The organism is Ruegeria sp. AH12, from assembly GCF_056541465.1.
Genome location: NZ_JBQFYL010000021.1, coordinates 40,825 through 52,378, shown reverse-complemented (window position 1 = coordinate 52,378; position 11,554 = coordinate 40,825). Strand labels below are relative to the sequence as shown.

At 55.8% G+C, this 11,554-nt stretch carries 19 protein-coding genes; 16 read left to right on the top strand and 3 right to left on the bottom strand.

Annotation, left to right across the window (positions count from 1 at the left end):
* The coding region (locus ACR0EL_RS20225; RefSeq protein WP_480501817.1) for a hypothetical protein at nt 1-180 on the top strand (180 nt) is incomplete at its 5' end.
* On the opposite strand, the gene ACR0EL_RS20220 is transcribed toward ACR0EL_RS20225, so the two are convergent.
* A complete protein-coding gene (locus tag ACR0EL_RS20220; RefSeq protein WP_353010750.1) occupies nt 150-1,142 on the bottom strand; it encodes a hypothetical protein in 993 nt (330 codons plus the stop codon). The two genes, ACR0EL_RS20225 and ACR0EL_RS20220, sit on opposite strands and share 31 nt — an antisense overlap.
* A 349-nt stretch (nt 1,143-1,491) precedes the next feature.
* Here ACR0EL_RS20220 and rpsJ point away from each other — a divergent pair, with 349 nt between their 5' ends.
* The 5 genes from rpsJ to ACR0EL_RS20195 are packed head-to-tail and all read left to right on the top strand — an operon-like array spanning nt 1,492 to nt 4,092.
* Nucleotides 1,492-1,806, top strand: coding sequence for a 30S ribosomal protein S10 (gene rpsJ, locus ACR0EL_RS20215; protein WP_008756422.1), 315 nt, complete (start codon nt 1,492-1,494; stop codon nt 1,804-1,806).
* 18 nt (nt 1,807-1,824) lie between these two features.
* Nucleotides 1,825-2,550 (top strand): 50S ribosomal protein L3, encoded by a 726-nt coding sequence (rplC, locus tag ACR0EL_RS20210; protein ID WP_008758167.1) that lies wholly within the window; start codon nt 1,825-1,827, stop codon nt 2,548-2,550.
* Complete coding sequence (gene rplD / locus ACR0EL_RS20205) at nt 2,547-3,164, top strand: 50S ribosomal protein L4 (RefSeq protein WP_480501815.1); 618 nt, start codon at nt 2,547-2,549, stop codon at nt 3,162-3,164. The genes rplC and rplD overlap by 4 nt, the downstream gene beginning before the upstream one ends.
* A complete protein-coding gene (locus ACR0EL_RS20200) occupies nt 3,161-3,457 on the top strand; it encodes a 50S ribosomal protein L23 (protein ID WP_010437040.1) in 297 nt (98 codons plus the stop codon). Before rplD ends, ACR0EL_RS20200 begins: the two co-directional genes overlap by 4 nt.
* Nucleotides 3,454-4,092 (top strand): hypothetical protein, encoded by a 639-nt coding sequence (locus ACR0EL_RS20195; RefSeq protein ID WP_480501813.1) that lies wholly within the window; start codon nt 3,454-3,456, stop codon nt 4,090-4,092. The genes ACR0EL_RS20200 and ACR0EL_RS20195 overlap by 4 nt, the downstream gene beginning before the upstream one ends.
* 332 nt (nt 4,093-4,424) lie before the next feature.
* Here ACR0EL_RS20195 and ACR0EL_RS20190 read toward each other — a convergent pair whose 3' ends face one another.
* A complete protein-coding gene (locus ACR0EL_RS20190; RefSeq protein WP_480501811.1) occupies nt 4,425-4,724 on the bottom strand; it encodes a hypothetical protein in 300 nt (99 codons plus the stop codon).
* 446 nt (nt 4,725-5,170) lie between these two features.
* On the opposite strand from ACR0EL_RS20190, the gene rplB reads away from it, so the two are divergent.
* Genes rplB through rplP form a run of 5 tightly spaced genes read left to right on the top strand, consistent with a single transcriptional unit; the run spans nt 5,171 to nt 7,815 of the window.
* A complete protein-coding gene (rplB, locus tag ACR0EL_RS20185; RefSeq protein ID WP_120633917.1) occupies nt 5,171-6,013 on the top strand; it encodes a 50S ribosomal protein L2 in 843 nt (280 codons plus the stop codon).
* 3 nt (nt 6,014-6,016) lie between these two features.
* A complete protein-coding gene (gene rpsS, locus ACR0EL_RS20180) occupies nt 6,017-6,295 on the top strand; it encodes a 30S ribosomal protein S19 (protein WP_005980699.1) in 279 nt (92 codons plus the stop codon).
* 3 nt (nt 6,296-6,298) lie between these two features.
* Entirely contained in the window at nt 6,299-6,679 is a 381-nt protein-coding gene (gene rplV / locus ACR0EL_RS20175; protein WP_039538267.1) for a 50S ribosomal protein L22, read from the top strand.
* Entirely contained in the window at nt 6,679-7,389 is a 711-nt protein-coding gene (gene rpsC / locus ACR0EL_RS20170) for a 30S ribosomal protein S3 (RefSeq protein WP_008758042.1), read from the top strand. The genes rplV and rpsC overlap by 1 nt, the downstream gene beginning before the upstream one ends.
* Nucleotides 7,390-7,401: 12 nt before the next feature.
* On the top strand, nt 7,402-7,815 hold the full coding sequence (rplP, locus tag ACR0EL_RS20165) for a 50S ribosomal protein L16 (RefSeq protein WP_010437070.1): 414 nt from the start codon (nt 7,402-7,404) through the stop codon (nt 7,813-7,815).
* A gap of 104 nt (nt 7,816-7,919) precedes the next feature.
* On the opposite strand, the gene ACR0EL_RS20160 is transcribed toward rplP, so the two are convergent.
* A complete protein-coding gene (locus ACR0EL_RS20160) occupies nt 7,920-8,591 on the bottom strand; it encodes a DUF1194 domain-containing protein (RefSeq protein ID WP_353010755.1) in 672 nt (223 codons plus the stop codon).
* Between the two features lie 325 nt (nt 8,592-8,916).
* Here ACR0EL_RS20160 and ACR0EL_RS20155 point away from each other — a divergent pair, with 325 nt between their 5' ends.
* The 5 genes from ACR0EL_RS20155 to rplN all read left to right on the top strand — a co-directional run bounded on the left by ACR0EL_RS20155 (nt 8,917) and on the right by rplN (nt 11,552).
* Nucleotides 8,917-9,537 (top strand): 2OG-Fe(II) oxygenase family protein, encoded by a 621-nt coding sequence (locus ACR0EL_RS20155; RefSeq protein WP_480501809.1) that lies wholly within the window; start codon nt 8,917-8,919, stop codon nt 9,535-9,537.
* 75 nt (nt 9,538-9,612) lie between these two features.
* Nucleotides 9,613-10,395, top strand: a complete 783-nt coding sequence (locus ACR0EL_RS20150; RefSeq protein WP_480501808.1) for an SDR family NAD(P)-dependent oxidoreductase — start codon at nt 9,613-9,615, stop codon at nt 10,393-10,395.
* Between the two features lie 270 nt (nt 10,396-10,665).
* Entirely contained in the window at nt 10,666-10,872 is a 207-nt protein-coding gene (gene rpmC, locus ACR0EL_RS20145; protein ID WP_037311745.1) for a 50S ribosomal protein L29, read from the top strand.
* 4 nt (nt 10,873-10,876) lie between these two features.
* Complete coding sequence (gene rpsQ, locus ACR0EL_RS20140) at nt 10,877-11,107, top strand: 30S ribosomal protein S17 (RefSeq protein WP_008757253.1); 231 nt, start codon at nt 10,877-10,879, stop codon at nt 11,105-11,107.
* 76 nt (nt 11,108-11,183) lie between these two features.
* On the top strand, nt 11,184-11,552 hold the full coding sequence (rplN, locus tag ACR0EL_RS20135) for a 50S ribosomal protein L14 (protein ID WP_008757934.1): 369 nt from the start codon (nt 11,184-11,186) through the stop codon (nt 11,550-11,552).
* The last annotated feature ends 2 nt before the right edge of the window (nt 11,553-11,554 follow it).

The following is an 11,554-nucleotide window of genomic DNA, read 5'->3' as shown; positions in this document are numbered from 1 at the left end:
GGTTGCGGCAGGCGATTTTCCAAAGGAAAATCTGCCGAGAGCAACTCGGTTGAACTTAAGAAGGCCGTCCCAAAAAGGGGCGGCCTTTTCGATTACTCTAACGATACGCCGAAGAACCTTGGCTCAGAAGGCGGTGCAGCCGCGAATTTTTATAGTGTGGAAAAATCGATGTTGAGATAAAGTAGCTCCTCCCCGTCTTCGCTAAAGGTGGCTCTCACACCCATGCCATAAGGTACTGCCTTTAGAATGCGAGTCACAATGCCGGATGTTGGAAAGCGTGGGCCATTTCTCTTGATCGACCATCCGCCGTCGACGCGTAATGTGCCATCTCGGTTCTCATAGGGTTTTTCGGAATTGAAATTCTCGCCCACACGAAAGCCTTGGGCTTCTAGCCAAGATGCAGCCTCAGCCACTCCACCCCATTCGTGTAGCAACCTGAACATGCAGACCTTTGCGTCTCCGGTCGTCGAAATCTCATCCCAATCCATTCGCAGCAGATCTTCGCGGATTCCAGCATCTGCGCCGCTCTCAAGGCAGGATTGTGTATCTGGAAACCTGTATGATGCACGCACAACACTGATGTTCATTCTGTGTGAAAACTGTAACTGGAACTCTGGCTGACCAGTATTTAATGGCACCGCTGAAAAATACAGTGCCGTTGCGAGTGATTTCAGAAAGTAAAGAAGTAGGCCCAGAATCAAGAGTGCAAAGGTTTTCTTTGGGAGGTTTGCATTCCGAAAACCCTCAGGTTGCCAGAGATACTCTTGCTTGATCTTCGGACTTTTCATCCAACGAAGCGCCACCAAGCTTAGTAAGGCCAGAACAAGGAATACGCCCAGCAAAATGTAGGAAAAGCCCATTGGCGCACTTAGTAAAAGCGCGATTGCAAGTAACATGGCCCAAGGTGCAACCAATCGTTCTGGATCGATGATTCTGGGCGAAAGACAGAAGGCGAGAATTGAACCCAAAAGGAAGAGGGGGGAAGTCAAAGTAAACAACAGCATCAGTAAAAAAAACTGTATAGCGATTGCGTGGGTATAATGGATGTTGGGATCGTCGTTAAACAGGTGTGCAATATCAAACGCGCCCACATGCAACAAAGCGGGGAAAACAAGTGAATTGGATAACAAGGCTTCCGTCAAAGCGTTGGGTTTCCCACTGATTATAAAAGCAAGTGCGGGTAAGTCTGTCAGATACTTAGAGCCAAGGACTACTCAGTTTAGAGTGGTATTCAAGTCGGGTATTCCCAACCATAAAGTGAAAATTCAGATGCTTCGCGTCGATGTCGTTCTCGGTTCGACACGTGTGTCTCAGCTGCCGTCTGAGAGAGAACCAACTTCGCCCTTGCCAAATCCCGCCAACCCCACTAATACGCGCGGGTTCTCAACAAGAACGTCAAGGCGGGGTGATTCCCGCCTTTTGGGTTCGAAGAGGGTTGGCGATGCGCGTCTGTCCTCCTCTCAACCTCAACGCCTAAAAAAGGCTGTTAATATGCAAAGCCAAAACATCCGTATTCGGCTGAAGGCATTTGACTATCGCGTTCTGGATGCCAGCACGCAAGAGATCGTCAATACTGCCAAGCGGACCGGCGCGAACGTGCGCGGCCCGATCCCGCTGCCGAACAAGATTGAGAAGTTCACGGTTCTCCGTGGCCCTCATGTTGACAAGAAATCCCGCGACCAGTTCGAGATCCGTACGCACAAGCGTCTCTTGGACATCGTTGATCCGACCCCCCAGACCGTGGATGCGCTGATGAAGCTCGACCTCGCTGCTGGTGTGGATGTCGAGATCAAGCTGCAGTCGTAAGATCGGAGGGTATAGATTATGCGCTCTGGTATTATCGCAAAAAAAGTTGGCATGACCCGCCTGTTCATGGAAGACGGCAAGCAGATCCCTGTGACCGTTCTTCACCTGGACAACTTGCAGGTCGTTGCACAGCGTACCGCTGACAAAGACGGCTACACCGCCGTTCAGCTGGGCGCCGGCGCTGCCAAAGCAAAACGCACCTCGAAAGCCATGCGCGGTCACTACGCCGCTGCAAAGGTTGAGCCTAAGCGTAAGCTGGCCGAGTTCCGCGTCTCCGAAGATGGCCTGATCGATGTGGGCGCCGAGATTTCGGCAGAACACTTCCTGGAAGGTCAGAAAGTTGACGTTTCGGGTACCTCGATCGGTAAAGGCTTTGCTGGTGCAATGAAGCGTTGGAACTTTGGTGGTCTGCGCGCCTCGCACGGTGTTTCGATCAGCCACCGTTCGCACGGTTCGACCGGTCAGTGTCAGGATCCGGGCAAGGTTTTCAAAGGCAAGAAGATGGCCGGTCACATGGGTGCTGCCCGTGTTACCACCCAGAACCTGGAAGTCGTCAAAACCGACGCCGACCGGAACCTGGTCTTCATCAAAGGCGCCGTTCCCGGACCGAAATCGGGCTGGGTCACCGTCAAGGACGCCGTGAAGAAGAAAGCACCGGAAGGCCTGCCTTTCCCGGCTGCTGTGAAATCGGCTGCAACCGAAGCACCTGCGGAAGAAGCTCCCGCGGAAGGTGGTGAAGCATGAAACTTGATGTAATCAAACTGGACGGCAAAAAAGCCGGCAACATCGAGCTGGATGCAGACCTGTTCGGCCTTGAGCCGCGCGCGGACATCCTGCACCGTGTGGTCCGTTGGCAGCGCAACAACGCGCAGGCCGGCACCCACAAGGTAAAGACCCGCTCGGAAACCAGCTACTCGACCAAGAAGATCTATCGCCAGAAGGGCACCGGTGGCGCACGCCATGGTGACCGTAACGCGCCGATCTTCCGTGGTGGTGGTATCTACAAGGGCCCCGTCGTGCGCTCGCACGGCCACGACCTGCCCAAGAAGTTCCGCAAGCTTGGCCTGCGCCACGCTCTGTCGGCCAAAGCCAAGGCAGGTGAACTGGTTGTGATCGAGAACGCCGAAGCCGAAGGCAAGACCGCCGCTCTGGCCAAACAGGTTGCAAACCTGGGCTGGAAACGCGCTCTGGTCATCGACGGCGCGACCGTGAACGAAGGGTTCCTGAAAGCGTCCAAGAACATCGAAGGTCTGGATATCCTGCCGTCGATGGGCGCAAACGTCTATGACATCCTCAAGCGTGACACCCTGGTGCTCACCAAAGCGGCTGTCGAAGCACTGGAGGCTCGTCTGAAATGAGCGCGAAGGCAGAACACTACGACGTGATCCGCAAGCCGGTCATCACCGAAAAGTCGACCATGGCGTCCGAGAATGGCGCGGTTGTCTTTGAAGTGGCGATCGACAGCAACAAGCCACAGATCAAAGAGGCCGTTGAGGCGCTGTTTGGTGTAAAGGTCAAAGCAGTGAACACCACCGTGACCAAAGGCAAGGTCAAGCGGTTCCGCGGCCAGCTGGGCCGTCGGAAAGACGTCAAAAAAGCATATGTGACCCTGGAAGAGGGCAACACCATCGACGTGTCCACCGGTCTTTGATCCGACGCTTACTGCAACTATTCACGGCCCCTGCGGTTCAACCCGCCGGGGCCGATTTCGTTTCGGACCCTGAAATAGCGCTTGCGCGTGCGCAGGTGCTGGATCAGATGCGGGCGTTCAGCGCCGAGCCTTATTTCCAGATTGCCGATGAGAAACTTGGACTGCTCTCGGTGTTCGATGATCTGAAATACGACCGAGCGGATGTGGACATGATCTCTCCGGCGATGCGCAAGCATGTGGTCGGCAAGCTTGGCCCGTTGGGGTTTCGCCAGACCTCGGGCACGGTGCTGGAGCACGCCGAGGCCGATATGCGCGTACACATTCCCAAGTTCCACGCCCTCGGCGCGTCGCCTTTTGATATCGCGCGCTATACCGAGAAACGCCCGCAGGATTACTGCCTGCTGACGCCCACGCAAGTGGCCTGTCAGTACGTGGATCACTACGCGCTGGACAAAGCCGTGCAGCGGATCGAGGCGTTGATCGAGAAGCACCCGATCAACCTGCTCAAACTGGCGGATTATCTGGAAGGCAAACCGAAACATCGCGCCTTTCGCGAGGTGTTGGGGCATATCAAACTCCAGCAGCGGATCATGGTGGAGGCCGAGCCGCTGTGCCGCAGGCGATCCCTCGGATAAGAGCACAAGCCGCGCCAGCGACTGCCCGTGGGATGGTGCCGCAACGGCCGATCTGTGCACTTTATGGTGCCAGATACTTCCGACCTCATGCCGAAGTGCAAACGTCCCCAAAGCGCCAGCCCGCCGGGACGGGCTGGCGCTGGCGCGGCGGCCTTCGGCCTCGTCCCGCGCTGGTTTGAACTATTGTAAGGGCGCCAAAGATTCCACGTGATGGTGAAAGAGGTTAACACCACGGTCGTGGGCACCAGGCTTTGATTGTCTGTTGGTTGCAGCGATGCAAAAGCGAGAGCTGAACTTCCTATTGAGGCTGAGCATGCTCTCACCTGGTACGCTTAGATAGTCGGTAAACCTGCGCCGTTTAGCCTGATGCAGGTGTTTGCGTCAGCAACCTGTTGATCTGTTAAGGCGTTTGAGGAAGCAACCGAGTACCCGAATCGGCCACCCGCAATGCCTTTTGTAACTTGGAACGAAGATGTGATCCCGGCATTCGCGGCACATTCTAGTACAATGGCCTCTTTTGACCTCCGTTCGATCGTTTGATTTTCCGGAGTCTCCGGCACGTTCGTCGTGCTGCAAGCTGAAACCACCGCAGTTCCGAATGTCGCAAAAACGTAGAAAATAGCTTTTTGCATCTCTTGTTTCCCTTTTCAAATGTCGAAATAGGCGAGTAATCCAATAGGCTCTGTCATCAACAGGTGAAGCGCAAATAATGATGTGTGTTGCCAAAATTCCATACTAGTCTTGTGTCTTGGCTTGTTCCAATCTGCCCTGAGCGAAGCACTTCTCGATTTAGCGAGGCAGGTTCGGCTGCCAGCAAATATCGGAATAAACCATCGAGAATTGAGAAGTCTAAATTAGCGAGAAAGACGGGCATCGAAGTTTCCGAAATCCATTGTGTTCCCTATAGACACCCACCCCCAACCCTGTTACACGCACCCAATCTTGCGGCCTCGGATTCGTTCCGGGGCCTCTGATATTTGTAACCGGGGACCTTCGGGGCCCTATACCCTTGGCACCTACGGGGGCCTATCACATAGCAGGGAAATCCCCTGCACTTGCTAAACGGAAGACAGAAAGCATGGCACTCAAGTCGTACAAGCCGACGACGCCGGGCCAGCGCGGGCTGGTGCTGATCGACCGTTCGGAGCTTTGGAAAGGACGTCCGGTCAAGTCTCTCACTGAGGGTTTGACCAAATCGGGCGGACGGAACAACACCGGACGGATCACTTCACGCCGCCGCGGCGGTGGCGCAAAGCGTCTCTACCGGATCGTTGACTTCAAACGGAACAAATTTGATGTCGCGGCAACCGTCGAGCGGATCGAATATGACCCGAACCGGACCGCATTCATCGCACTGGTAAAATACGAAGACGGCGAGCAGGCGTATATCCTGGCTCCGCAGCGTCTGGCTGTTGGTGACAAGGTTGTGGCATCCGCCAAGGCTGACATCAAGCCGGGCAACGCAATGCCGTTCTCGGGCATGCCCATTGGTACTATCGTCCACAACATCGAGATGAAGCCTGGCAAAGGCGGTCAGATCGCACGTGCGGCCGGTACTTACGCTCAGTTCGTTGGTCGCGATGGCGGCTACGCTCAGATCCGTCTGAGCTCGGGCGAGCTGCGCATGGTCCGTCAGGAATGCATGGCCACCATCGGTGCCGTGTCCAACCCCGACAACTCGAACCAGAACCTCGGTAAAGCCGGTCGTATGCGCCACAAAGGCGTTCGTCCGTCGGTTCGTGGTGTTGCAATGAACCCGATCGATCACCCGCACGGTGGTGGTGAAGGTCGTACCTCGGGTGGCCGTACGCCGGTTACGCCGTGGGGTAAGGACACCAAGGGTAAGCGTACCCGCAACAAGAACAAAGCGTCCCAGAAGCTGATCATCCGCTCGCGGCACGCCAAGAAGAAGGGACGTTAACTCATGTCTCGCTCTGTTTGGAAGGGTCCTTTCGTCGATGCTTACGTGCTGAAAAAAGCCGAAGCAGCGCGCGAGTCGGGCCGCAACGAAGTCATCAAAATCTGGTCGCGTCGTTCCACCATTCTGCCCCAGTTCGTGGGTCTGACCTTTGGTGTGTACAACGGCCAGAAGCATATCCCCGTCAACGTCTCGGAAGACATGATCGGTCAGAAGTTCGGTGAATACTCGCCGACCCGCACCTATTATGGCCACGCCGCAGACAAAAAAGCGAAGCGGAAGTAAGTCATGGGCAAGGAAAAGAACCCCCGCCGCGTGGCTGAAAACGAAGCAATGGCGAAAACCCGCATGCTTCGCACCAGCCCGCAGAAACTGAACCTGGTTGCGCAAATGATCCGCGGCAAGAAAGTTGAGAAGGCTCTGACCGACCTGACTTTCTCGAACAAGCGTGTCGCGCAGGACGTCAAAAAGTGCCTGCAGTCCGCAATCGCGAATGCCGAAAACAACCACAACCTGGACGTCGACGAGCTGATCGTCGCCGAAGCATGGGTTGGCAAGAACCTGGTCATGAAGCGCGGTCGCCCGCGTGCCCGTGGTCGGTTCGGCAAAATCATGAAGCCGTTCTCGGAGATCACCATCAAGGTGCGTCAAGTTGAGGAGCAAGCCTAATGGGTCATAAAGTCAATCCGATCGGCATGCGCCTTCAGGTCAACCGCACCTGGGACAGCCGCTGGTACGCCGACACAAAGGACTACGGTGATCTTCTGCTGGAAGACCTCAAGATCCGTGAGTTCATCAACAAAGAGTGCAAGCAGGCCGGTGTTGCCCGTGTGATCATCGAACGTCCGCACAAGAAGTGCCGCGTTACGATCCACACGGCTCGTCCCGGTGTCATCATCGGCAAGAAAGGTGCAGACATCGAAGTTCTGCGCAAAAAGCTTGCTCGCATGACCGACAGCGAACTGCACCTGAACATCGTCGAAGTGCGCAAGCCCGAGCTTGACGCGCAGCTGGTTGCCGAGTCTATCGCTCAGCAGCTGGAACGTCGTGTATCGTTCCGTCGCGCCATGAAGCGCTCGGTTCAGAACGCCATGCGTATGGGCGCCCTGGGTATCCGGGTGAACGTCGCTGGTCGTCTGGGCGGCGCCGAAATCGCACGGACCGAGTGGTACCGCGAAGGCCGCGTGCCTCTGCACACCCTGCGCGCCGACATCGATTACGCACATGCCGAAGCGATGACTCCTTATGGGATCATCGGGATCAAGGTCTGGATCTTCAAAGGTGAGATCATGGAGCACGATCCGCAGGCACGTGACCGTAAAGCACAGGAACTCCAGGACGGCCCTGCACCTCGTGGTGCTGGTGGCGGTCGTCGCTAAGGAGGGAAAGATATGCTTCAACCAAAGCGTACTAAATTCCGCAAGATGCACAAAGGCCGGATCAAGGGTCTCGCCAAGGGCGGCTCTGATCTGAACTTTGGCACCTACGGTCTGAAAGCTCTTGAGCCTGAGCGTGTAACTGCACGCCAGATCGAAGCTGCACGTCGTGCCATGACGCGTCACATGAAGCGTCAGGGCCGCGTCTGGATCCGCATCTTCCCCGACACTCCGGTCACGGCCAAGCCGATCGAAGTTCGTATGGGTAAAGGTAAAGGTTCGGTCGACCGCTGGGCCTGCAAGGTCAAGCCTGGCCGCGTGATGTTCGAGATCGACGGCGTCAATGACGACATCGCCCGCGAGGCACTGCGCCTGGCTGCGATGAAGCTGCCGATCAAGACTCGCGTTGTGATCCGCGAAGACTGGTAAGCGATCCGGGGACACCCGTTCGTGACTAAATTGACCCCCGTTGGGAAACCGGCGGGGGTTTTCTTGTTGGCGACCATCTGGCTTCAGGCGCGCCACCGCGTGCCTCAGTCGAGACGCGACAGATTCGGCGTAAGCTCTCGCAGCAATTTCCGCTTCATTGCTTGGTCGTAGTCATCATAGCTATGCGTTACTTCCACAAAAGACAGAGGCCCGCGGACAACTTCGGACAGGTAGTAGACCACCGGATCAGGGCGGGCCCCTGCAACGACCAAACCATTTATGGTGATTCCCCGTGTGGCAATCGTGTCCGAGATCGGTTTGGCCTCGGGCCCGGCGTTCGAGATCCCATCGCCTGACACATCAATCACCTGACGTCGACAGGGATTTTCAAGCTGATGAAACATCAGGTCGGCATGAAGCAGGGCCTCGGAAACGGATGTTTCAGCCATCCAAAAACCACGATTGATCGTGATCAGATCTTCGACAAATTCGATGACGCTTTGCCGGTTGGACAGTCGACGCCAGGCGATCGGCTGACGCTGCTGACCAGAACCACCCCACTGCGTTACAGTGACCTGCATGCCGCCGGGCATCCAGGAAATCAAGCGAATGATATCGTCATCCAGAAACGCGTGGCCGATGCCATTTCGCATCAGAACATATTCGAACTTGTCGACCGAGCGCGATACGTCGAGCGCAACAACCAGCGCAATTTCACACGCACGGGACCCCAGCGGCACAAGCGTGATAAAAAGTGATAGAACCAGAGCTTTCACAGGAAAAGACGCTAGCAGTGGCCGCTGTGATCGGCAATTCAATTCATCGAGACCGGTTTCGGTTGCCGGCATAGCGAAGAGCAAACAGAAGCCATTCATCCCATATTTGGCCAGGTTGAATGGGTCCAGACTTATTTGGACGGCCTGCTCGGGATCATGGCCCAGAAGACCAAGAAGCACATCGGGTTGGACAAGTTCGCGCTCCTGACCCTGATGGTCGCAAACGACTAGACCTGGCTGCACTTCTTGTGAAACACCCCCAAACACGCGATTTTCTAAGTCGGCTGGTCTCGCTCTCCTGTCCCGGCTGGTCTATAGCCGGGGCATGGCACAGATTGAATCGCTCTTCGTCACCCGTCTATACCGCGCCGCTTTGTCCGAGTTCGATCCCAAGATCGACCCGGAAGAACTGGAAAATTCCTGCATTGTCATCGCCGAGGATGATGAGGCCGGGCAGGAATGGTGTGAGGAGAACGGCTATCCCGGTTATACCAGCTATGCCTCGCTGACCGATCTGCCGTGGCGGTTCCCGATCTTCGCCGATCTGGTTGCGGCGCTGGATCAGCACGTCGCCGCATTTGCCAAGGATCTGGAGTTTGATCTGGGCGAGGGGAAGCTGGTGCTGGAAGACCTTTGGATCAACATCCTGCCGGAGGGTGGAATGCACTCCAGCCACATCCACCCGCACAGCGTGATCTCGGGCACGACCTATGTCGCGATGCCTGAAGGGGCGAGTGCGTTGAAACTGGAAGACCCACGCTCAGGCCGCATGATGGCTGCACCAACGCGTCTGAAGGGCGGACGGCGCGATTTGCAGCCGTTTATCTATATGAAGCCGAAGGTGGGAGACGTTCTGCTGTGGGAAAGCTGGCTGCGTCACGAGGTTCCGATGAATATGGCGGAAGAAGAGCGTATTTCAGTGAGTTTTAACTACAAGTGGGAGTGAGCTTGTAAATCTCCTGAAGAAAACCGCGCGGTTCTGGAGTATTATCATTTCAGTCTGAATTGATCGGAGAACACCATGCCGAAAATCGCACTCGTCACCGGCGCATCTTCGGGAATTGGTCGTGAAATAGCCCGATATCACGCGTCGCAAGGCGGAGATGTCATTATTACTGCGCGGCGTGCCGACGTGTTAGACGCTTTGAAGGCAGAGCTTGAAGCCGCCTACAGTATTACGGTCACTGCGATTGCGCTCGATCTGGGCGCACAAAGTGGGGCAAAAAAACTGTATGAGGCCGTCAACGCCGAGGGTCTGAAGGTTGATTATCTTATCAACAATGCCGGGTTTGGAGGGCACGGGGCCTTTCTGGATCGTGATCTTTCAGAGGACCTGAGCATGATCCGCCTGAACGTCGAAGCGCTTGTCTCTCTGTGTCACATGTTTGGCAGGGATATGGTTAGCAGTGGCGGTGGCAAGATACTAAATGTCAGTTCGACCGCGGCGTATCTGCCGGGCCCGCTGCAAGCCACTTATTTTGCTACGAAGGCCTATGTTTCTAGTTTCAGTCAGGCTTTGGCCGAAGAACTGAAAGACAAAGGTGTCTCCGTTACAGCCCTGGAACCCGGCTATGTGGCGACTGAGTTCGCCGCTTCAGCTGATCTTGAGGGCACTAAACTCGTATCCCAGAAAGGGGCAACTGCTGAAGCTGTGGCCAAGTTTGGCTATGACGCCATGGTTGATGGAAAGCTGGCCGTGATAAATGACAGGCCTCTCGCATTTATGACGGGCTGGATCATTCCATTGCTGCCACGCAAGACTCGTCTGAAGATGGTTCGGAAGATGCAGGAGAAAGGGACCTGAACAAAAGGTCGTTCTGGTTTGAATCAAACTGGATTGGTCGAGCACAGCTAACTGGCGGTGCTGCTTCCGGCCATCGCCAAAATTTGTCTGAAGCCGCTTGCAAAGACAGTGCCAAACTTTCCCTTGCCACCCACCCCCCAAACCCTTATACGGCGGCATCCTGCGATCTCCCGGCGTTGTCGGGCGATTCGTATGTCTATCATTCATCCACCAGGTCCAAGGTGACCCTGCAAGGGGGCCTTCTGGTGTTTTGAGCAAAGGAAAAAGGCGATGAACGCCCAAGAACTGCGTGACAAGACCCCGGACCAGCTCCGCGAGGAACTGGCCAACCTGAAGAAAGAAAGCTTTAACCTGCGCTTTCAACAGGCCACCGGTCAGCTGGAAAGCACAGCCGGCATCAAAGCGGCCCGCCGCAACGCTGCCCGCGTCAAAACCATTCTGAACGAAAAGGCCGCTGCTGCGGCATCCGAGGAGTAATCAGATGCCGAAGCGTATCCTGTCCGGCACCGTAACCAGCGACGCCAACGAACAGACCGTAACCGTATCCGTCGAGCGCCGCTTTACGCATCCGGTTCTGAAGAAAACCATCCGTAAGTCCAAGAAATACCGGGCTCACGATGAAAAGAACGCCTTCAAGGTCGGCGACACAGTCCGCATCATCGAATGCGCGCCGAAATCGAAGACGAAACGTTGGGAGGTTCTGGAGGCGTAAGCCCCCAGGACTTTTCCATTTGTCGAAACCCTGGGGGATTTAACGAGACCAGCCCCCACAGGTCGGGAGAAACCACATGATCCAGATGCAGACCAATCTGGATGTCGCTGACAACTCCGGCGCCCGCCGAGTTCAGTGCATCAAGGTCCTGGGTGGTTCCAAGCGTAAATACGCCTCCGTTGGCGACATTATTGTCGTCTCGGTGAAGGAAGCCATCCCGCGCGGCCGCGTAAAGAAAGGTGACGTCCGTAAGGCCGTCGTCGTACGCACCGCCAAGGAAGTCCGTCGCGAAGACGGCACCGCGATCCGTTTCGATCGTAACGCCGCCGTCATCCTGAACAACAATAACGAGCCAGTCGGTACACGTATCTTTGGCCCCGTTGTTCGTGAACTGCGCGGCAAGAACTTCATGAAAATCATCTCGCTGGCTCCGGAGGTGCTGTAATC

Coding starts and splice junctions, on each gene's coding strand:
- rpsJ (WP_008756422.1), top strand. CDS start 1,492: ATGCAAAGCCAAAACATCCGTATTCGGCTGAAGGCATTTGACTATCGC.
- rplC (WP_008758167.1), top strand. CDS start 1,825: ATGCGCTCTGGTATTATCGCAAAAAAAGTTGGCATGACCCGCCTGTTC.
- rplD (WP_480501815.1), top strand. CDS start 2,547: ATGAAACTTGATGTAATCAAACTGGACGGCAAAAAAGCCGGCAACATC.
- ACR0EL_RS20200 (WP_010437040.1), top strand. CDS start 3,161: ATGAGCGCGAAGGCAGAACACTACGACGTGATCCGCAAGCCGGTCATC.
- ACR0EL_RS20190 (WP_480501811.1), bottom strand. CDS start 4,724: ATGCAAAAAGCTATTTTCTACGTTTTTGCGACATTCGGAACTGCGGTG.
- rplB (WP_120633917.1), top strand. CDS start 5,171: ATGGCACTCAAGTCGTACAAGCCGACGACGCCGGGCCAGCGCGGGCTG.
- rpsS (WP_005980699.1), top strand. CDS start 6,017: ATGTCTCGCTCTGTTTGGAAGGGTCCTTTCGTCGATGCTTACGTGCTG.
- rplV (WP_039538267.1), top strand. CDS start 6,299: ATGGGCAAGGAAAAGAACCCCCGCCGCGTGGCTGAAAACGAAGCAATG.
- rpsC (WP_008758042.1), top strand. CDS start 6,679: ATGGGTCATAAAGTCAATCCGATCGGCATGCGCCTTCAGGTCAACCGC.
- rplP (WP_010437070.1), top strand. CDS start 7,402: ATGCTTCAACCAAAGCGTACTAAATTCCGCAAGATGCACAAAGGCCGG.
- ACR0EL_RS20155 (WP_480501809.1), top strand. CDS start 8,917: ATGGCACAGATTGAATCGCTCTTCGTCACCCGTCTATACCGCGCCGCT.
- ACR0EL_RS20150 (WP_480501808.1), top strand. CDS start 9,613: ATGCCGAAAATCGCACTCGTCACCGGCGCATCTTCGGGAATTGGTCGT.
- rpmC (WP_037311745.1), top strand. CDS start 10,666: ATGAACGCCCAAGAACTGCGTGACAAGACCCCGGACCAGCTCCGCGAG.
- rpsQ (WP_008757253.1), top strand. CDS start 10,877: ATGCCGAAGCGTATCCTGTCCGGCACCGTAACCAGCGACGCCAACGAA.
- rplN (WP_008757934.1), top strand. CDS start 11,184: ATGATCCAGATGCAGACCAATCTGGATGTCGCTGACAACTCCGGCGCC.